18 protein-coding genes are annotated in these 17,804 nt (G+C 73.6%); 8 read left to right on the top strand and 10 right to left on the bottom strand.

The window, feature by feature from the left end:
* Positions 1 to 94: 94 nt before the first annotated feature.
* The 3 genes from HGK34_RS09740 (at position 95) to HGK34_RS09730 (ending at position 3,451) form a co-directional block, all read left to right on the top strand.
* Positions 95 to 1,432 carry an alginate lyase family protein gene (locus HGK34_RS09740; protein WP_201846617.1) on the top strand — a complete coding sequence of 446 codons (1,338 nt, stop codon included), beginning with the start codon at positions 95 to 97 and terminating at the stop codon, positions 1,430 to 1,432.
* Between the two features lie 144 nt (positions 1,433 to 1,576).
* Positions 1,577 to 2,203, top strand: a complete 627-nt coding sequence (locus tag HGK34_RS09735) for a hypothetical protein (RefSeq protein ID WP_201846615.1) — start codon at positions 1,577 to 1,579, stop codon at positions 2,201 to 2,203.
* A 153-nt stretch (positions 2,204 to 2,356) separates the two neighbouring features.
* Positions 2,357 to 3,451, top strand: coding sequence for an NAD(P)-binding domain-containing protein (locus HGK34_RS09730; protein WP_201846740.1), 1,095 nt, complete (start codon positions 2,357 to 2,359; stop codon positions 3,449 to 3,451).
* A 114-nt stretch (positions 3,452 to 3,565) separates the two neighbouring features.
* Here the strand turns inward: HGK34_RS09730 and HGK34_RS23190 are convergent, their stop codons facing one another.
* Together HGK34_RS23190 and HGK34_RS09720 are read right to left on the bottom strand one after the other, a co-directional pair.
* Positions 3,566 to 4,222 carry a TetR/AcrR family transcriptional regulator gene (locus HGK34_RS23190; protein WP_201846613.1) on the bottom strand — a complete coding sequence of 219 codons (657 nt, stop codon included), beginning with the start codon at positions 4,220 to 4,222 and terminating at the stop codon, positions 3,566 to 3,568.
* Between the two features lie 39 nt (positions 4,223 to 4,261).
* A complete protein-coding gene (locus HGK34_RS09720; RefSeq protein WP_201846611.1) occupies positions 4,262 to 5,692 on the bottom strand; it encodes an MFS transporter in 1,431 nt (476 codons plus the stop codon).
* A gap of 145 nt (positions 5,693 to 5,837) precedes the next feature.
* Here HGK34_RS09720 and HGK34_RS09715 point away from each other — a divergent pair, with 145 nt between their 5' ends.
* The 4 genes from HGK34_RS09715 to HGK34_RS09700 all read left to right on the top strand — a co-directional run bounded on the left by HGK34_RS09715 (position 5,838) and on the right by HGK34_RS09700 (position 9,829).
* Complete coding sequence (locus HGK34_RS09715) at positions 5,838 to 7,049, top strand: cytochrome P450 (protein WP_201846610.1); 1,212 nt, start codon at positions 5,838 to 5,840, stop codon at positions 7,047 to 7,049.
* A gap of 101 nt (positions 7,050 to 7,150) precedes the next feature.
* A complete protein-coding gene (locus HGK34_RS09710; RefSeq protein WP_201846608.1) occupies positions 7,151 to 7,348 on the top strand; it encodes a ferredoxin in 198 nt (65 codons plus the stop codon).
* The gene (locus tag HGK34_RS09705) at positions 7,345 to 8,526 is read left to right on the top strand and encodes an NAD(P)/FAD-dependent oxidoreductase (RefSeq protein WP_201846606.1); all 1,182 of its coding nucleotides are present in this window, start codon (positions 7,345 to 7,347) and stop codon (positions 8,524 to 8,526) included. Before HGK34_RS09710 ends, HGK34_RS09705 begins: the two co-directional genes overlap by 4 nt.
* Before the next feature lie 73 nt (positions 8,527 to 8,599).
* On the top strand, positions 8,600 to 9,829 hold the full coding sequence (locus HGK34_RS09700; protein WP_201846604.1) for a cytochrome P450: 1,230 nt from the start codon (positions 8,600 to 8,602) through the stop codon (positions 9,827 to 9,829).
* Positions 9,830 to 9,859: 30 nt separating this feature from the next.
* On the opposite strand, the gene HGK34_RS09695 is transcribed toward HGK34_RS09700, so the two are convergent.
* Entirely contained in the window at positions 9,860 to 10,915 is a 1,056-nt protein-coding gene (locus HGK34_RS09695; protein ID WP_201846602.1) for a substrate-binding domain-containing protein, read from the bottom strand.
* Between the two features lie 81 nt (positions 10,916 to 10,996).
* Between HGK34_RS09695 and HGK34_RS09690 the strand changes: the two genes are divergently transcribed.
* Positions 10,997 to 11,383 (top strand): MarR family transcriptional regulator, encoded by a 387-nt coding sequence (locus tag HGK34_RS09690; RefSeq protein ID WP_244666587.1) that lies wholly within the window; start codon positions 10,997 to 10,999, stop codon positions 11,381 to 11,383.
* Here the strand turns inward: HGK34_RS09690 and HGK34_RS09685 are convergent.
* The 7 genes from HGK34_RS09685 to HGK34_RS09655 all read right to left on the bottom strand — a co-directional run bounded on the left by HGK34_RS09685 (position 11,351) and on the right by HGK34_RS09655 (position 17,670).
* Positions 11,351 to 12,505 carry a HoxN/HupN/NixA family nickel/cobalt transporter gene (locus HGK34_RS09685; RefSeq protein WP_201846600.1) on the bottom strand — a complete coding sequence of 385 codons (1,155 nt, stop codon included), beginning with the start codon at positions 12,503 to 12,505 and terminating at the stop codon, positions 11,351 to 11,353. The two genes, HGK34_RS09690 and HGK34_RS09685, sit on opposite strands and share 33 nt — an antisense overlap.
* Positions 12,506 to 12,542: 37 nt before the next feature.
* Positions 12,543 to 13,295: an urease accessory protein UreD gene (locus HGK34_RS09680; protein ID WP_201846599.1), complete on the bottom strand. Its 753-nt coding sequence runs from the start codon at positions 13,293 to 13,295 to the stop codon at positions 12,543 to 12,545.
* A gap of 190 nt (positions 13,296 to 13,485) precedes the next feature.
* Positions 13,486 to 14,232: an urease accessory protein UreG gene (gene ureG / locus HGK34_RS09675; RefSeq protein ID WP_201846736.1), complete on the bottom strand. Its 747-nt coding sequence runs from the start codon at positions 14,230 to 14,232 to the stop codon at positions 13,486 to 13,488.
* 40 nt (positions 14,233 to 14,272) lie between these two features.
* Positions 14,273 to 15,067 (bottom strand): urease accessory protein UreF, encoded by a 795-nt coding sequence (locus HGK34_RS09670; protein ID WP_307815880.1) that lies wholly within the window; start codon positions 15,065 to 15,067, stop codon positions 14,273 to 14,275.
* 10 nt (positions 15,068 to 15,077) lie between these two features.
* Positions 15,078 to 16,778: an urease subunit alpha gene (locus tag HGK34_RS09665; RefSeq protein ID WP_201846597.1), complete on the bottom strand. Its 1,701-nt coding sequence runs from the start codon at positions 16,776 to 16,778 to the stop codon at positions 15,078 to 15,080.
* Positions 16,778 to 17,359, bottom strand: a complete 582-nt coding sequence (gene ureB, locus HGK34_RS09660; protein WP_201846595.1) for an urease subunit beta — start codon at positions 17,357 to 17,359, stop codon at positions 16,778 to 16,780. The genes HGK34_RS09665 and ureB overlap by 1 nt, the downstream gene beginning before the upstream one ends.
* Before the next feature lie 8 nt (positions 17,360 to 17,367).
* Positions 17,368 to 17,670 (bottom strand): urease subunit gamma, encoded by a 303-nt coding sequence (locus tag HGK34_RS09655; protein ID WP_201846593.1) that lies wholly within the window; start codon positions 17,668 to 17,670, stop codon positions 17,368 to 17,370.
* Between the last annotated feature and the right edge of the window lie 134 nt (positions 17,671 to 17,804).

Raw genomic sequence — 17,804 nt, 5'->3', positions numbered from 1 at the left:
TCGGGTGGTACGACATGGTTTCACCATTCGGTCGGCACGCACGAAAGATCGTTCTCGATCGACCGGCTCCCCGGTGTGTGGCAGGCTCCGAAGCGTGCGACCCTTCATCGCCGTGCTGCTGGCCGTACTGCTGCTCGTCGTGAGCGGCTGCTCCGGCGTGACCGAGGTACGGCGCGCGATCGCCGAGCCCGTGGCCGGGCCGAGCCCGGAGCCGGGATCCCGCGTGACGCGGACACCGGAGCGGCCGGACGCGGTGGTCGACGTCAAGCCCGCACCCCGGGAAGCCGGCGCCTCCGGCTCCGGCGACGCCGGCTTCGTCCATCCCGGAGTCTTCGTCGACCAGGTCCTGCTCGACGAGATGATGCGCCGCGTCGAGGCGGGGGAGGACCCCGGCAGCCGGGTCTTCGCCGACATGACCGGCTCCGAGTGGGGAGCGCTCGACCTCACGCCCGCACCCCGCGCCGTCGTCGAGTGCGGAGGCCACCAGAACCCCGACAACGGCTGCACGGACGAACGCCGCGACGCCCACGCGGCCTACGCCCAGGCGCTCGCCTGGTTCGTGACGGGCGACGAGAAGTACGCGCGCAAGTCCATCGAGATCATGAACGCCTGGTCCGCGACCCTCCAGGACCACACCAACACGAACGCCCACCTGCAGTCGGCCTGGGCGGGCGCGATCTGGGCGCGGGCGGCGGAGATCATCCGGCACACCAGCGACAGCTGGCCCGACGCCGAGGTCGAACGGTTCGAGACCATGCTGCGGGACGTCTACCTCCCCGAGGTCACGGTCCGCGACTACGCCAACGGCAACTGGGAGCTGGCGATGACGGAGGCCGCCGTCGCGATCGCCGTCTTCCTGGACGACCGCGCCGTCTACGACAGGGCGCTCGCGGTGTTCGTGGACCGCTCACGCGCCTACGTCTATCTGACGTCCGACGGCGACCTGCCCCGGGAGGCGTCCGGCAGCCCGTATGACACGCAGGGCGAGATCGTCGCGTTCTGGCAGGGCCAGAAGGACTTCCGGAACGGCGTCGCACAGGAGACCTGCCGGGACTTCAGCCACACCAGCCTGGGTCTCGTGGCGATGTCGCACGTCATGATGACGGCCTCGATCCAGGGCGACGACCTGTACGGCGCCGTCGGGCGGCGCCTTGCGGCCGCGTTCGAGCTGCACGCCCGGATCGCGGTCACCGGAGAGGTGCCGTCCTGGCTCTGCGGCGGGTCGGTCAAGGGCCGGCTGGAGTACCTTCCGGCTGCCGCGCTGTCTGTCCTGACCGGCCGGTTCGGCTGCCCGATGACGTGGTCGCGGCGGCACGACGAGTCGTGGGCCACCTTCGGCACCAACGAGCTCCTGACGGCCTGGGAACCCCTGACCCACGGCGCCCCGGCGGCGCCGAGGGGTACGCAGGACGCGGACATCTGCCCCGCCTGACCGCAGCCACCGGGTGCGGGCCCAGGTGCCCGGCCTTCCCACCCCGCCGGGGCCCTTTCCGCTTGACCACGGTCACCGGGCGGCGGAACGTAGGAAGAGACGGCAGCGCCGTCCGGGCGCCGCCCTGAGTGCTGGGAGCCTGTCATGTACGTACGTACTTCCGAGCTGCGGGGCGACCCCGCCATGCTCGACGAGGGCCTGCGGCTCGCTCGTGACGAAATCTTCCCGGCCGTCACGGCCCTGGAGGGCTGCGCCGGGATGTCGCTGCTGTTCGACCGGCAGATCTGCCGTGCCATCGCCACGACCTCGTGGCGGTCGGAGGAAGCGATGCGGGCCAGCGCGGACGTGGTGGCGCCGATGCGCGAGCGCGCGGAGCGTACCCTGGGCGCCACGGGCGGCAGCGAGGTCCACGAGTGGGAGGTCGCCGTCGTGCACCACGACCACCCCGTGCCGGACGGTTCCTGGGCGCGTCTGACCTGGCTGAGCGGCGACCCGAGCACGGCAGACCACGGCGTCGACATGTTCCGGATGGTCGTGCTGCCGCGGATCCAGGAGCTCGACGGCTTCTGCAGCGCCAGCCTCATGGTCGACCGTGCGTCCGGACGTGTCGTCGCCACCGCCGCGTTCGACACCCTGGGCGCCATCGAGTCCAGCCGTGACATGGCCGCCGGCATGCGCGAGCGCGTCGCCACCGAGATCGGTGCCACCGTCGACGGCGTGGACGAGATGGAGATCGCGTTCGCCCACCTCCACGTACCGGAGATGGCCTGACGAGGTATCCGGCGCGACCCCGGCCGCGGCTCCGGAGGGCCGCCGGCCGGGATCGCGCGCCGGCCGGGGTTACGCGCCGGCCGGTGGCCTCGCTCCCGCACGGCGTCCGCGGGACCCGGGCATGGAACCGACGCCTTCGTGGTTGACGTCCTCGTGCATGTGTATGACTCGGTGGTGATCGGAGCGGGCCAGGCGGGCCTGTCGGCGTCGTACCACCTGGGCAGGCTCGGCGTCGGGCACGTCGTGCTCGACGCCGATCCCCGCCCCGGTGGTGCCTGGCAGCATCGGTGGGACTCGCTGACCATGCAGGACGTCCACGGCGTGGCGGACCTGCCGGACGGACCCGCGCCCGGCCGTACGGCGGACCGTGCCAACCGGGCGGTCCCCGCCTGGTTCGGACGGTACGAGGCCGAGCACGACCTGCCCGTGCGGCGTCCCGTGCGCGTGCGGTCCGTCACCGGAGACGGTGAGCTGCTGGAGGTCCGTTCCGACGCCGGCACCTGGCTCACCCGAACGCTGGTCAACGCGACCGGAACCTGGACACGGCCGTTCGTGCCGCACTACCCGGGTGCCGAGACGTTCCGGGGCGAGCAGTTCCACACCCACGACTACCCGGGCCCCGACCACTTCCGGGGCAGGAGGGTGCTCGTCGTGGGCGGCGGTGCGTCCGCCGTGCAGTTCCTCGGCGAACTCGGCCCGATCACCGACACGCTGTGGGTCACCCGGCGCGCACCCGTCTGGCGCGACGGCTTCGACGAGGACAGCGGCCGCGACGCCATCGCGCTGGTGCTCGAACGCGTGACGGCCGGCCTGCCGCCCGCGAGCGTCGTGAGCGTCACCGGCCTGGCGCTGCGGCCGCAGGAGCAGGAAGCCGCCCGGCTCGGCGTCTACGAGCGGCGTCGTCCCATGTTCTCCCGCATCGAGCCCGACGGCGTGCGCTGGGACGGCGTCACGGACCCGGCCGGGCCGGCCTTCGAGCCCGTCGACATCATCCTGTGGGCCACCGGCTTCCGGCCTGCCGTCACCCACCTCGCCCCGCTCCACCTGCGCAGCGAGCACGGCGGCATCCCCCTGCTGCCCTGCGGCTCCGACGTGCAGACAGCCGTCACCGCGGCGCGCGACCCACGGGTCCAGCTCGTGGGCTACGGGCCTTCCGCGAGCACCATCGGCGGCAATCGCGCGGGGCGTGCCGCGGCACTCGCCGTCCGCCGGCACCTCACGAGCGAGGACCTGCGGCCGGTCCCGTAGCCGCCGGCGGGCAGGTCGCATCCGCGTCGCGGGCGGCCGGTCCCGGAGCGTCCGGGACCCCACCGTCCGGGACCCCACCGTTCGGGACCGGCTCCGGCCGGCCGGAGCCCGCCGTCAGCCGACCGCCACCGCAGTGACCGGGGCCAGCCAGATGCCCGTGATGGCGTCGATCAGGCCGACTGCCGTCTCCTCCCAGGTGGTGCGCGTGGTCGCACCGCCCTCGGAGAGCGCCCGCTCCCGTTCGGCGCAGGCGTAGATGACCAGCGTGCGCATCATCCGCTCGCGTTCGCGTGCCACGTCCTCGGGAAGGTCCGGCACGCAGTGGCGCAGACCCTCCTCGGCCCGCCTGCGGGAGTCGGACGCCGTCGACTCGTCGAGCTCGGCGATGTACAGGCTGGGGTCGGTCAGGATCTGTGCCACCAGTCGCGCCCACCAGGTGGCCCCGGGCAGCGAGGCGAGATGGTCGGTCATCGGCCGGACGTTGCAGGCGACCCATTCGCGCACCCCGGCGTCCGCGCCGATGTCGGACAGCAGGCGCTCGCGGATCAGTTCCATGGGTGCCACGTGGCGGTCGACCACGGCCTTGATCAGCTCGGACTTGGTGCCGAAGTGGTAGCCGACGGCGGAGTTGTTGGCCTGCCCGGCGGCCTCGCTGATCTGACGGTTGGACACGGCGAACAGCCCGTGCTCGGCGAAGAGCCGTTCGGCCGCGTCCAGGATCCGCTCGCGGGTCTGGGCGACCTTGTCCGCCCGCGTCGGCTTGACTTGCATGGGATCTCTTGTCTCTCGTCGTTCGATCGAGGCTCCAGTTTATGGAGTCCTGGGGCGGCGGGGCAGGAAGGCCGCGATGCCGAGAGCGACCAGGGCGGCGCCCGCGCCGATCCCCAGGACGAGGCGGAACGCCGTCTGTGACGGCAGGTCGACACCGCCGACGGTGATGGTGAACTGGGCGATGACGACGCCGGCGACGGCGGAGGAGACCGAGGTCCCGATCGAGCGCATGAGCGTGTTGAGGCTGTTCGCAGCCGCGGTCTCCGAGCGCGGGACGGCCTCCATGATGAGGGCGGGCATCGCGCCGTAGGCGAGGCCGACGCCCGCGCCCGAGATCGCCCCGACGAGCACGAGCTGCCAGATCTCGGTCATGAGGACGGTGCCGAGGCCGTAGGCAAGTGCGACGACGGCCGCTCCGGCCATCAGGGTGACCCTCGGACCGGCGGTGCGGGTGATCCGCGCCGAGACAGGTGCCATCGCCATCATCACCAGGCCCATGGGGGCCATGACCAGTCCGGCCACGAGCATCGAGCGGCCGAGCCCGAAGCCGGTTGCCGCGGGCAGTTGCAGGAGCTGCGGCAGCACCAGGGACATCGCGAACATCGCGAAGCCGAAGATGATCGAGGCCAGGTTGGTCAGCAGGACCTGGCGGTGGGCGGTGGTGCGCAGGTCGACCAGCGGGGCGTGCGTGCGCAGCTCCCACCAGCCCCAGCCGAGGAAGAGCACGAGGGCCCCGGCGAACAGCCCGACGGTCAGCGGGGCGCCCCACCCCCAGGAGGCGCCCTTGGAGATGGCCAGCAGGAGGGCGATCAGGGCGGCGGACAGCGCGACCGCACCGGGCAGGTCGAACCGGCCGCCGGCCGGTGCGCTGCTCACCGGTACACGCAGCAGCACCAGGACGAAGGCGACGGCGCCGAGCACGGCAGAGGTCCAGAACAGCATGTGCCAGTCGGTGCCCTCGGCCAGGAACGCCGCCACGGGCAGGCCGATCGCGCCGCCGACGCCGAGGGAGGCGCTCATCACCGCGGTAGCCGACCCGAGCCGTTCCTGGGGCAGTTCGTCGCGCATGATGCTGATGCCGAGCGGGACGACGCCGGCCGCGAGTCCCTGCAGGACCCGGCCGGCGATCAGGGGAACCAGGGTGGTGCTCAGGCCGGCCACCGCCGACCCTGCCACCAGCAGGCCGATGCTGACCAGCAGCATCCGGCGCTTGCCGTACATGTCGCCGAGGCGGCCGATGATCGGGGTGGCGACGGCGGCGGCCAGCAAGGTGGCGGTGACGGCCCAGATGGTGTCGGCGGCATCCGCGCTCAGCAGCCGGGGGAGTTCGGGGACCACGGGGACGATGAGGGTCTGCATGAGGGACGTGACGATGCCGGCGAAAGCAAGGATCGGCACGAGCGGCCCGGTGCCCTCGCGTCGGCGTTCCTGCTGCGGTTCGTGGGGCGGGGCGACGAGGACGTCGGACATGCGGATGCCTTCCAGCGGGGGTTCAGGACCTTCTGAAGTTAAATCAAGCGCTTGACTTATGGCAAGCGGGCTGGTTCTACTGGTGGCCGCGGGGGCGCGCGCCAGGCCGCCGCAGTGAAGCTCCTACCTGCAGAGAGGCTTGTCGATGACCGACTCCGAGCTCCTGAACTACCCCATCTCCGCCGATGCCGCGCTGGAGCCGCCTGCCGAGTGGGACGAGCTTCGCTCTCGGTGCCCCGTGGCCCACGTGCGGCTCGCCAGCGGCGACCAGGCCACGCTCGTGACGCGGTACGACGACGTGAGGACGGTCCTGTCGGACCCGCGGTTCGGGCGCGGAACGGGCAGGAAGGACGCGGCCCGTGTCGCGAACACCGAGGACGGCGGCGTCTTCAACAGCGAGATGGCGACCGTGCTGCCGCAGGACGGCGAGGGCCACCTGGCGTGGCGGCGCCTGGTGGGCAAGTGGTTCACCGCCAAGCGGATGTCCGCGCTGCGGCCGGGCATCACGGCGATGGCGGACCAGCTCGTCGACGAGATGGTCGCCGCGGGACACCCCGTGGACCTCAAGGCGGCCTTCGGGTTCCCGCTCCCGGTCTGGGTGATCTGCGACATGCTCGGCGTGCCGGACAGCGACCGGCACAAGTTCGCCCACTGGTCGGACTGCCTGCTCAGCATGACGCGCTACACGCAGGACGAGATGATGGCGTCGATGAGCGAGTTCGGCGCCTACATGGCCCACCACGTCGAGCTCAAGCGGACCGAGCGCGGGGACGACCTGCTCAGCGAGCTGATCGACGCCACCGACGCCGACGGCAGGCCGCTCTCGAACGACGTGCTGGTGGCCACCGGCCAGGGGCTTCTCGTCGCCGGGCACGAGACCACCGCGAACATGATCACCAAGATGGTCGCGATGCTGCTGGCCGACCGCTCCCGCTGGGAGCAGGTGCTCGCCGACCCCAGGCTGGTCCGGTCCACGGTCGAGGAGGCCCTGCGCTACGACGTCAACGCCGGGTTCGGCATGATGCGCTACATCGACGCCGAGATCGAGCTGTCCGGCGTGTCCGTGCCCAGCGGGACCACGGTCGTGTGCAGCATGGCCGCCGCCAACCGGGACGAGGCCGCGTTCGAGGACGCCGCGCGGCTCGACCTGACCCGCACCCCGAACCCGCACCTCGCGTTCGGAGCCGGCGCCCACTCCTGCCTCGGCCAGGCACTGGCGCGCACGGAGCTCCAGATCGCCCTGGAGACGCTGCTGCGCCGGCTCCCGACGCTGGAGCTGGCCGTCGACGCCGACAAGCTCACCAGGGTGGACGGCCTCGCCGTGGGCGGTCTGAGCGAGCTTCCCGTGCGGTGGTGACCGGACACCACACCGCATCCGAACCGTTGCGGCCGGTCCACCGCGGCAGGAACCGTGACGGACGAACCACCCGAACCCGATCTCACGAAAGAGGGACAACCATGAAGGTCACCGTTGACGAAGACAAGTGCTGCGGCGCCGGAACCTGCGTCCTGGTCGCGCCGGACGTGTTCGACCAGCGCGACGAGGACGGCATCGTCATGCTGCTCGACGAGGCGCCCGCCGCCGACCAGCACGATGCGGTCCGCGAGGCCGCCAGCGTCTGCCCGGCGGCCGCGATCCTCGTGGCCGAGGCATGAGCCTGCCGGCGAGTGTGCTGGTCGTCGGCGCCTCGGCCGGCGGCCTCAGCACCACCGAGGCGCTGCGCCGCAAGGGGTTCGACGGACGGATCACCCTGCTCGGCGGCGAGCGGCACCTCCCCTACGACCGGCCGCCGCTGTCCAAGCAGGTGCTGTCCGGGGCGTGGGAGCCGGACCGGGCGCAGCTGCGCCCGGAGCCGGTGCTCCAGGCGCTGGACGCGGAGTTCGTCCTCGGCGACCCGGCGGCCGGGCTGGACGCCGCGAGCCGGACCGTGCGCACCGCGTCCGGGCGCCTGCTGGAGGCGGACGCGATCGTGATCGCCACGGGTGTGCGCGCCCGGACGCTCCCGGGACAGGGCGAGCTGGCGGGCGTGCACACGGTCCGCACGCTCGACGACGCCGTCGCCCTGCGCGCGGAACTGGCCGCGTCCCGGCGGCTCGTCGTCGTCGGCGACGGAGTGCTGGGCGCGGAGGTCGCGGCGACCGGCCGCGGCCTCGGCCTGGACGTGACCCTCGCCGGGCCGCAGTCGGTCCCGATGGAGAGCCAGTTCGGCCCATGGGCCGGAGGCCTGCTGGGTGAGTTCCACGCCGAGCACGGCGTCGGCCTGCGGCTCGGAACCGGCGTCAGCGGCCTCGTCGCGGAGTCCGGTCGGGTGTCCGGCGTGCGGCTGGAGACCGGCCAGGAGCTCCCGGCCGACGTCGTGGTCGTGGCCATCGGCGGGGTTCCCGCCACCGACTGGCTCGCCGGCAGCGGGCTGACCTGTGAGAACGGCGTCGTGTGCGACGACAGGTGTCGCGCCGCCGACGGAATCTGGGCGGTCGGCGACGTCGCCCGGTGGCATCACCGCGGACTCGACGCCCCGCTGCGGCTGGAGAACCGGACCAACGCCACCCAGCAAGGGCTGGCCGTCGCGTCGAACATCCTGGGGGCCGACGCGCCCTACAGCCCGGTCCCGTACTTCTGGACCGACCAGTACGACGCCAAGGTCATGGTCCACGGCGTCGTCCCGGCCGGCGCCGAGGCCGAGGTGGTCGACGGCGACGTCGCGTCGCGGCGCTTCGTCGCCCTCTTCCGCAGCCACGGTGTGGCGCGCGGGGTGCTGGGCTGGAACATGCCCAAGCAGACACGACTCCACCGCCGGGAGGTCGCCGACGTCCTCACCCCGGCGACGGTCTGACCGGCGCCACGTGCCGGCCGGTCCCGCTCGACCCGCCTCTCCCGCTCCGAACCCATCTCTCGAAGGGAACGACATGACGAGCACCACCACGACCACCGACGCGACGACCGAGCCCCCGTCCTACCCGATGCCCCGCGCCGCGAGGTGTCCGTTCGACCCGTCGCCCGACCTCATGGCGGAGCAGGCCGCGAGCCCCCTGACCAGGGTCACGCTGTGGGACGGCAGCACGCCGTGGCTCGTCACCCGCTACGCCGAGCAGAAGGCACTGCTGGGGGACCCGCGCGTGAGCTCCGACGTCGATCGCCCCGGCTTCCCGCTCTCGGCACCCCGCGACCCCGGCAGCCGCGGCGGCGTCGGGTTCATCCTGATGGACGATCCCGAGCACGCCCGCCTGCGGCGGATGGTGACCGCACCCTTCGCGACCAAGAAGGTGGCGGCACTGCGCCCGGCGATCCAGCGGATCGTCGACGACCTGATCGACGAGATGCTGGCCGGCCCCAAGCCGGTCGACCTGGTCCAGGCCTTCGCGCTGCCCGTGCCCTCGCTCGTGATCTGCGAGCTCCTGGGCGTGCCGTACACGGACCACGAGTTCTTCCAGCAGAACTCCAACGTCCTGGTCAGCCTGACCCCGACGCCCAAGGAGCGCGGGGAGGCCGTGCGGCGGCTGACCGACTACCTCCACGACCTGATCGGCACCAAGCTGCACCGGCCTGCCGACGACCTGCTCACCGGGCTGGCCGAACGGGTCCGCGCGGGCGAGATCACCCAGCTGGAAGCCGCCCAGATCGGCGTCCTGCTGCTGGTCGCCGGCCACGAGACGACGGCGAACATGATCGCGCTCGGCACCCTCGCCCTGCTGGAGCACCCCGAGCAGCTCGCCCGGCTGCGCGACACCGGCGACGAGACGCTGGCGGCCTCCGCCGTCGAGGAGCTCCTGCGCTACCTCAACATCACCCACGGCGGCCGCCGCCGGGTGGCGACCGAGGACATCGAGGTCGGTGACGTCACGATCCGCGCGGGCGAGGGCATCGTGCTGCCCAACGAGATCGCCAACCGGGACGAGACCATGTTCCCCGACGCCGCCACCCTCGACCTCTCCCGGGACGCGCGGCGGCACGTCGCCTTCGGGTTCGGTGTGCACCAGTGTCTCGGGCAGGGGCTGGCACGGGTGGAGCTGAAGGTCGTCTACTCGACCCTTTACCGCCGCATCCCGTCGCTGCGGCTCGCCACCGACCTGGACAGCCTCTCGTTCAAGACCGAGGGCGTCGTGTACGGGGTGCACGAGCTGCCGGTGACCTGGTAGCGGTCACCGGCACGCGCGGGCCGTGCGGGCTCACAGCTCGCCCATCAGGTCGAAGTCGAACCCGTCGGCCCGCGCGAGGTAGAGGCGGTGCTCGGCGTGGTTGCCCTGGAACCGCATCGGCCCGCGCGGCCCCTCGTACATGACGCCGTCCACCGACCGGTCGGTCGCGGCCACCGCCGCGCTGCCTGCCCGCTCCACGATGCTGCGCAGCGCGAAGATCCCCTCGTAGCAGGCCTCGGCCGCCGCCCCGACCGCCGGTGCGTGCACGCCGTGGTGGGCGGTGTAGCGCCCGATCAGGTCGAGCGCCCCGCCCGTGGCCAGGCTGCGGAACCAGCCGCCGGTGGAGTACAGGTTGGCGGTGCCGCCGGCGCCGCTGCCCATGAGCATGTTCTCCTCCATGAGCGTGCTCAGGCGCGCGACCCGTTCGTGCAGGCCGTGCCGGGCGAACACCCGGTTGAACCGCACCGCGTTCTGCCCCACCATCAGCATCAGCACACCGTCGGCTCCGGAGGCCTCGACGTCGTGCACCACCTCCCGCAACTGGGCCGCGCTCGCGCCCCGGTCGTTCAGGAACCGCGCACCGGCGAACTCCACCCCGAGAGCGGCCACCTGCGTGGACAGCACCTGGAAGGTGCGCCGCGGCCAGGCGTAGTCGTCGCCCACGACGTACCAGCTGCGCACCCCGGACTCGGCCCGCAGCCGGGAGACCGCGGGGAAGAGCTGGGTCGAGGGGACCTCCCCGGTCACGTAGAGGCCGGGGCGGGTCTCGGCGCCCTCGTAGGCGGCCGGGTACACGTACGGGACCCGGCGCTGCACCAGCGGGACGACGGCGTTGCGCACCGCCGACGTGTGCCAGCCGGTGAGGGCGTGGAGGCGGCTGGTGCTCAGGGCCGTGCCCACCTGGCGGCGTACCGCGGGCAGCGGCTGGCCGGCGTCGAGGAACTCGGCGCGCACGGGGCGGCTGAGGATCCCGCCCGACGCGTTCAGCTCCGCCACGGCCAGCTCGGTCACGGCCTGGCAGGACGGGCCGTAGATCCCTCCGGGGCCCTGGAAGTGCAGGAGGGCGCCGACGACGAAGTCTGACATCACACACCGTCCCGTGCCGGCCCCTCCTGGGCGCGGCCTCTGTTGGCGGGTAGTGTACGAGCACACAGGGAGGGCACCCTCATGCGGACTGCAGGTGAGACGGTCACGTCGACGCCCCACGACGATGCGGGCGACGCGATGGCGGCCGCCCTGCTGCGCGAGACGGTGCTGGCGGCGCGGCGCGCGGCCCGCCGGGCCGCACAGGTGCTCGGCCCCGAGGGGTACACCCTCGACGAGTGGCTCGTTCTCGACGTCCTGGGTACGGGCGACGGCCTGACGATGTCCGAGCTGCGCGAGGCGGTGTACCTCGACAAGGCGACACTCGGCCGCCGGGTGGACGACCTCGTGAGCAAGGCCCTGATCTACCGGGAGGTCGACGGCCTGGACCGGCGGGTCATCCGGGTCTACCTCTCGTCGCGCGGACGCGACGTCGTCTCACGCCTCACGGCGCGGCTGGCGCAGGACTGACAGCCCCGCACCCCAGACCACGAGTAGTACCACCGTGAGCACCACGCCGTAGGGCTCCAGGCCGATCGCCGCTCCCGGGAGCCGGCCCGCCCACGGGGCGTGCTCCTCCACGACCCGCGCCAGGGTCAGCGTCCCGATGCCGAGCGCGGCCAGCGCCGACACGCCGGTGACGACGACGTCGTAGCGCACCCGGGCCCGCCCGCGAGCGCGCGTCCGGCCGGCGCCGCCGGTGGTGCCGGGACCGGCGGTGGTGCCGGGACCGCCGGCCGTGCCGGGACCCGCCTGCGCGTAGACACGCCGTGCCACCGCTCCCTGGACCGAGTCCAGCAGCGACATCCCCGCGGCGAACAACAGCGCCAGGGGAACGGCCGCGTACCACGCCACCTCACCCAGGGCCGCCGACGCGGTGATCGCCAGCAGCCCGATCTCCGTGGCGGTGTCGAACCCGAGCCCGAACACCAGCCCGACGGCGTACATCCGCCCCGGCCGCTCGGTGGCCCAGCCCAGCCGGCGCAGCATCCAGGTCACGGGCCCGCCCGCGGGGTGGCGGTGGCCGTGGGCCGAGCCTCCCGAGGTCCCGCTCCCCGGGCCGTGCAGTGCCCGGCGCAGCATGGCGAGGTTGAGCACCGCGATCGCCAGCAGGAACGTCCCGGACACGACCGGCCCCCAGATCCCGGCGACCCGCCGCAGCGTGGACGACTCGTCCCCGAGCGCCGGAGCCATGGCGCCGATCCCCAGGGTGAGCAGCAGGGCCGCGCCCAGCACCACCGTCGAGTGCCCGAGGGAGAACCAGAGGCCGACACCCCGCGCGTCCCGGCCCGCCCGGACCAGGGAGCGCGTCGTGTTGTCGATGGTGGCGATGTGGTCGGCGTCGAACGCGTGACGCAGCCCCAGGGCGTAGGCCGCCAGGCCCGTCGCCGCGGTGATCGCCCCGGCGCCGCCGTCCAGGGCCAGTGCGCCGGCCAGGCCGCCGATCCCGAGCGCATGGAGCGCGACGACGACCGGGACGGTGGCGCCGCGGGGGACACGGGACGTACGGCGGGCAGGGTCCGCACGCCGGCCGGGGCCTGTGCGGCGGGCGGGCCGGCCGGGGTGGTGTGCGGCGGGAGAGCTGCTGGTCATGGGTCCTCCGAGGGGTCTCCCGGCCGGGAACCGGTGGTCACGGGCCGGCGGGCCGTGGGGGATCGAGGGGGCTGAGGTGCGTGGCGGGCCCGAGCCATCGCGTCAGGGTTCCGCCGCGCTCCAGGCGGAGCACGACGGCGTCGCCGAGGCGCGGGCCGTGACCGGCCGTGGCGTCACCGGCGGAGTGGCGGCCGGTCAGGTCGTGGCCGGCGCTGCCCTCGTCGCCGGGGCTGCCGTGCAGGGTGGTGACGGTGTCGATGACCGGGTGGTCTCCCAGGACCCCGGGCACCGGCCGTTCGCCGGAGGCCCTGAGCTCCTCGACCAGGAGCGGACCGGCGTCGTCGGCGGCCTCGGTGCGCAGCACCAGGTCACCGCCTCGTTCGCCGGCGCGCCCCAGCACCACGGTCTCCCGCAGGGTCAGGCGCGCACCGGCGCCGAGCCGCGCCGTCGTGGTGCGGCGCACGTCGGCTCCCGCGGCGACGACGAACGGCAGGCCCGCCCAGTCGAGGGATGCGCCGGCCCCGAGCCGGAGGTCGGTGTCCCACCGGCAGGGGCGGCCCTCGCCGTCGTAGGCGACCGTGCCGCCGACGTCGGTCAGCGTGAGCGCACAGCCCGCCTCCACCCGCACGCCGAGGACCGCGTGGTCCCCGCCGAGCAGCAGGGCACCCCGCGCGACGAGCGCCACCTCGGCGTGCGTCCCGTTCCGCGCCACGAGGCGTGCCGCCAGCAGGCCGTCGGACGTCCGCACGCGCACGAGCGCGCCGGGCGTCGCGGGGCGCTCCACCGTCACGCGCGTCACCTGGGGGCCGGAGCCTGCGTCGTGTCGTGGCACGCCCGGAGCCGGGCCGTCGGCGGGGGTGGGCGTGCCGGCAGGCGGGCCCGGCGCGGATCCGGCGGCCGGTTCCGCCACGCCGGGAGCGGCAGATCCCGGGTGCCGGGGAGCCGCCGGCGCGGGTGCGGGGGTGCGGGACATCGGCCGGTCAGTGCGCGTGCGCGTGGTCGTGTGCCGGGGCGTCGTCGTGACTGTGGACGTAGCCGCCGTCCTCGTCCGCATGGAAGTGCGGGGCCATGGGGCCCGGGTCCTGCGCGACGTGCGCGCCCGCGCGGAACCGGCCCAGGACACCCAGCACCCAGGAGCGCAGCTCCGCGACGGACTCCTCGTCACGCCGAGAGAGCGCGACCACGGCGCGGTTCTCCCGCGCCGCCGCGGCGTCGGCGACCATCCGTCCGACGTCGACGCCCACGTGCGGCGCGAGGTCGGTCTTGTTCACCACGAGGAGGTCCGCGCGGCCGATCCCCGGACCGCCCTTGCGTGCGACGTCGCCGCCGCCGGCCACGTCGAGCACGAAGATCTGGGCGTCCACCAGCGCGGGGGAGAAGGTCGCGGTGAGGTTGTCGCCGCCGGACTCGATGACCACCAGGTCCAGCGGGTCGAAGTCGCGCTCCAGGTCCTCCGCGGCCAGCAGGTTCGCGGTGACGTCGTCCCGGATCGCCGTGTGCGGGCAGGCGCCGGTCTCCACCGCGCGGATGCGCTCCGGGTCCAGCACGCCCGCCGAGCGCAGGAACCGCGCGTCCTCGTCGGTGTAGATGTCGTTGGTGATGACGCCGATGCGCAGTTCCTCGCCGAGCGCGCGGCAGATCGTGGCGATGAGCGACGACTTGCCGACGCCCACGGGGCCGGCGACGCCGAGGCGCAGCGCGCGGCCGGCCGGCCGGGAACCAGGCAGGGATTCGGGTGTCGATTCGGGTGTGGATTCGGGTGCTGTATCAGGCACGGAACAACCTTTGGCTCAGGAGGGCATGAGCCTCGGCCCAGCCCTCGGTCTGCGGGGAACCGGAGGCCGGGATGTCCTCCGGGGTGGCGCACAGCGCGACGCGAGGCACCTGGGGCTCCGCGGCGGCGCACGCCTCGAGGACCCAGCGCGCGGGCGTGAGCGGGTCCAGGGGTTCGAGCTTGAGCAGGGCGGCGGCCGCCGTCTGGGCGTCGTCGTACACCGTCAGGCGCACGGCGTCCGCAGCCGACAGGCCCGTCGCCCCGGCGACCGCCCCGAGGACGACGGCGCGGGGCAGCGGCCCGCGGACGGCGTCATACGCGGTGATCGCCCGGACCTCGGGGGCATCGGGCCACAGCGTGCGCGCGAGGCGCAGGTAGCCCCGGCCCAGCAGACGGGCGGCGTCCCGCAGCGCGGGAGCCGGCGTGCGTGCCGCCCAGGCGTCCACGACCCGGTCCAGGACCGCGCTCGCCGGCCCGGCAGGGCCACGGACGCCGTCGGGCCCGGTGGCATGGGGGATGGTGGCGTGGGGGATGGTGTCGGCCGGCACGGCACCCGCCGGCGTCGTCGTGCCGGCGGCCCCACCGAGCAGCCGCGCCGTCACCACGGCCGTGCCCGCCTCCACCAGGCTGACCGTCGTCGCGCGCCCGATCAGCCAGGCGGGCACCGCCGCGACGGGCAGGCCGCCCAGCAGCGCGGGCTCCAGGCTCGCGGAGTGCGCGTGCCCGCCGCTGGGCAGGCGCGCGTCGGCCAGCAGCATCGCCACCGAGAGGGCGTGGGGTGAGGTCACGTGACCGTCCTCAGAACATCGAGTAGAGCTGGGCGAGGGGCAGACGGACGGCGGGTGCCGGGGTGACGACGTCGCCGTCCACGCGGATCTCGAACGTGTCGGGCCGGATCTCGATGCGAGGCAGCACATCGTTGTTGCGCATGTCCGCCTTGCCGACCTCGCGCGTGGGGGACACCGCGGCGAGCTCGCGCCGCAGGCCGAGCCGGCCGGCCAGCCCGTCCTCGATCGCGGCAGGGGCGACGAACGCGAGCGAGAGGTCGGCGGCCACCGCGTCGCCGAACGCGGGACGCTGGAGCACCGGCTGCGGTGTCGGGATGGACGCGTTCGGGTCGCCGAGCGCAGCCCACGCGATCACGCCGCCCTTGAGCACCAGGTCCGGCCGCACGCCGAAGAACCGCGGGTCCCACAGGACGAGGTCTGCCAGCTTGCCCGGCTCCACCGAGCCGACGTGATCGGCCACACCGCTGCCGATCGCCGGGTTGATCGTGTACTTGGCGACGTAGCGGCGGGCCCGCTCGTTGTCCGCGGGCTCGGCGCCGCTCAGCGGCCCCCGGCGGTGCTTCATCACGTGTGCGACCTGCCAGGTTCGGGTGATCACCTCGCCGATGCGGCCCATCGCCTGCGCGTCCGACGACGTCACCGACAGCGCACCCATGTCGTGCAGCACGTCCTCCGCCGCGATCGTCGTGGCCCGGATGCGCGACTCGGCGAACGCGAGATCCTCCGGGACCGCCGGGCTCAGGTGGTGGCAGACCATGAGCATGTCCAGGTGCTCGGCCACGGTGTTGACGGTGTGCGGGAGCGTCGGGTTCGTCGAGCCCGGGATGACGTGCGGCAGCCCCGCGATCGTCAGGATGTCCGGCGCGTGGCCGCCCCCGGCGCCCTCCACGTGGAAGGCGTGGATCGACCGGCCGTCGATCGCGTCGATCGTGGACTGCACGAACCCCGCCTCGTTGAGCGAGTCCGAGTGCAGCGCCACCTGGACCCCCCACTCGTCGGCGGCGCGCAGTGCCGCGTCCAGGGCCGCCGGGGTGGCGCCCCAGTCCTCGTGGATCTTGAAGCCCCCCGCCCCCGCGAGTGCCTGCTCCGCCAGGGCGGCCGCGCCGACCGTGTTGCCCTTGCCGAGCAGCAGCACGTTGAGGGGGATCGAGTCGATCGCCCGCAGCATGTGGCGCAGGTGTGCCGCTCCCGTCACGGTGGTGGCCTTGGAGCCCTCCGACGGGCCGGTGCCGCCGCCCGCGACCGTCGTGATGCCGGTGGCCAGCGCCTCGTGCAGCGCCGACGGCGACAGCAGGTGGACGTGCGAGTCGAAGCCTCCCGCGGTGAGGATGCGACCCTCGCCGGAGATGACGTCGGTGGACGGGCCGATCACCAGGTCGGGGTGTACGCCGTCGGCGACGTCCGGGTTGCCGGACCGGCCCAGGGCCACGATGCGGCCGTCCCGCACGCCGACGTCCGCCCGGACCACGCCCCACCAGTCCAGCACGACGGCGTTCGTGATCACGGTGTCCAGGGCGCCCTGCGCCAGGGTGCGCGTGGACTGCGCCATCGACTCCCGGATCGACTTGCCCCCGCCGAAGACGGCCTCCTCGCCGCCGGCAGTGCGGTCCTCGGTGACCTCGATCCACAGATCCGTGTCACCCAGACGCACCTGGTCGCCCACCGTCGGGCCGTACAGGGCGGCGTAGCGCTCGCGGTCGATCCACGCCATCAGCGTTCCTCCTGCTCGTCGGGGGTCGCGGCGGCCTCGGCGACGGCGTTCCCGGCGGGCGCCGCGGTGTCCGCCGTGGTGTCCGCCGTGGTGTCCGCCGCGCGTCGTGCGGACGGCCGGGCTGCTTCGCGTGTTCCGGCTTCCGGGTGCGGTGTGCCGGCCTCCGGTTGTGGGGTGCCGGCGTCACGGGCGGGTGCGTCGGCCGGGGCGGAGGTTCCGGCCGGGCCGTGCGCGGTGAGCGGGGCCAGCGCGCCGTCCCCCGGCTTGCCGCGCTGGATGCCGGGTACGCGGCGTGCACCACGGATCGTCACGGCCTCGACGCGGCGGCTCGCGCCCGGCTCGAAGCGCTGGGACGTGCCGGCGGGGACGTCGAGCCGGAACCCGTGGGCGGCCTCGCGGTCGAACTCCAGCGCGCTGTTCGCGTCGGGCAGATGCAGGTGGGAGCCGACCTGCACGGGCCGGTCCCCGGTGTTCAGGATGACGAGGGACACGCGTTCGTGGGGCGCGCGGTCGGCGTTGAGCTCGATGCGGCCGGGGGCGACGCGGACCGCGCCCGGCCCGGTGGACGTGCGGGCAGACATGTGGCCTCCTACTGGACCGGGTGGTGCAGGGTGACGAGTTTGCGCCCGTCGGGGAACGTGGCCTCGACCTGGACATCGGTGAGCATCTCGGCGACGCCGTCCATCACCTGGTCCCGGACCAGGACCTCACGGCCGGTGTCCATGAGCGTGGCGACGTCGGCGCCCTCACGGGCCCGTTCGATGATCCAGCAGGACAGCAGAGCCACGGCCTCGGGGTGGTTGAGCCGCACGCCGCGCGCGAGCCGGTCACGCGCGACCATCCCCGCGGTGGCCAGCAACAATTTCTCGACATCACCAGGACTCAACCGCACAGGACTTCCTCTCTGTCAGCGGACGGACGAACTCGGGTTCGACCACGACGTCTCGGTTGGTGGGAGCGCAACCATCAACCGAGACGTCGTGGTCGGCGCCGGCCTGTTGGGGGGGCTGTCTCTTATACACATCT

Origin of the sequence: Myceligenerans indicum (genome assembly GCF_016742955.1) — a bacterium.
GTDB lineage: Bacteria > Actinomycetota > Actinomycetes > Actinomycetales > Cellulomonadaceae > Myceligenerans > Myceligenerans indicum.
Note: the sequence above shows the minus strand (reverse complement) of the source record. Positions and strands in the feature narration are given on the sequence as shown.

What these genes read in the sequence shown, in the direction of transcription:
- HGK34_RS09715 (WP_201846610.1), top strand. Translation starts at nt 5,838, where the DNA reads ATGACCGACTCCGAGCTCCTGAACTACCCCATCTCCGCCGATGCCGCG.
- HGK34_RS09735 (WP_201846615.1), top strand. Translation starts at nt 1,577, where the DNA reads ATGTACGTACGTACTTCCGAGCTGCGGGGCGACCCCGCCATGCTCGAC.
- HGK34_RS09665 (WP_201846597.1), bottom strand. Translation starts at nt 16,778, where the DNA reads ATGGCGTGGATCGACCGCGAGCGCTACGCCGCCCTGTACGGCCCGACG.
- ureB (WP_201846595.1), bottom strand. Translation starts at nt 17,359, where the DNA reads ATGTCTGCCCGCACGTCCACCGGGCCGGGCGCGGTCCGCGTCGCCCCC.
- HGK34_RS09690 (WP_244666587.1), top strand. Translation starts at nt 10,997, where the DNA reads ATGCGGACTGCAGGTGAGACGGTCACGTCGACGCCCCACGACGATGCG.
- HGK34_RS09695 (WP_201846602.1), bottom strand. Translation starts at nt 10,915, where the DNA reads ATGTCAGACTTCGTCGTCGGCGCCCTCCTGCACTTCCAGGGCCCCGGA.
- HGK34_RS09705 (WP_201846606.1), top strand. Translation starts at nt 7,345, where the DNA reads ATGAGCCTGCCGGCGAGTGTGCTGGTCGTCGGCGCCTCGGCCGGCGGC.
- HGK34_RS09710 (WP_201846608.1), top strand. Translation starts at nt 7,151, where the DNA reads ATGAAGGTCACCGTTGACGAAGACAAGTGCTGCGGCGCCGGAACCTGC.
- HGK34_RS23190 (WP_201846613.1), bottom strand. Translation starts at nt 4,222, where the DNA reads ATGCAAGTCAAGCCGACGCGGGCGGACAAGGTCGCCCAGACCCGCGAG.
- HGK34_RS09685 (WP_201846600.1), bottom strand. Translation starts at nt 12,505, where the DNA reads ATGACCAGCAGCTCTCCCGCCGCACACCACCCCGGCCGGCCCGCCCGC.
- HGK34_RS09700 (WP_201846604.1), top strand. Translation starts at nt 8,600, where the DNA reads ATGACGAGCACCACCACGACCACCGACGCGACGACCGAGCCCCCGTCC.
- HGK34_RS09720 (WP_201846611.1), bottom strand. Translation starts at nt 5,692, where the DNA reads ATGTCCGACGTCCTCGTCGCCCCGCCCCACGAACCGCAGCAGGAACGC.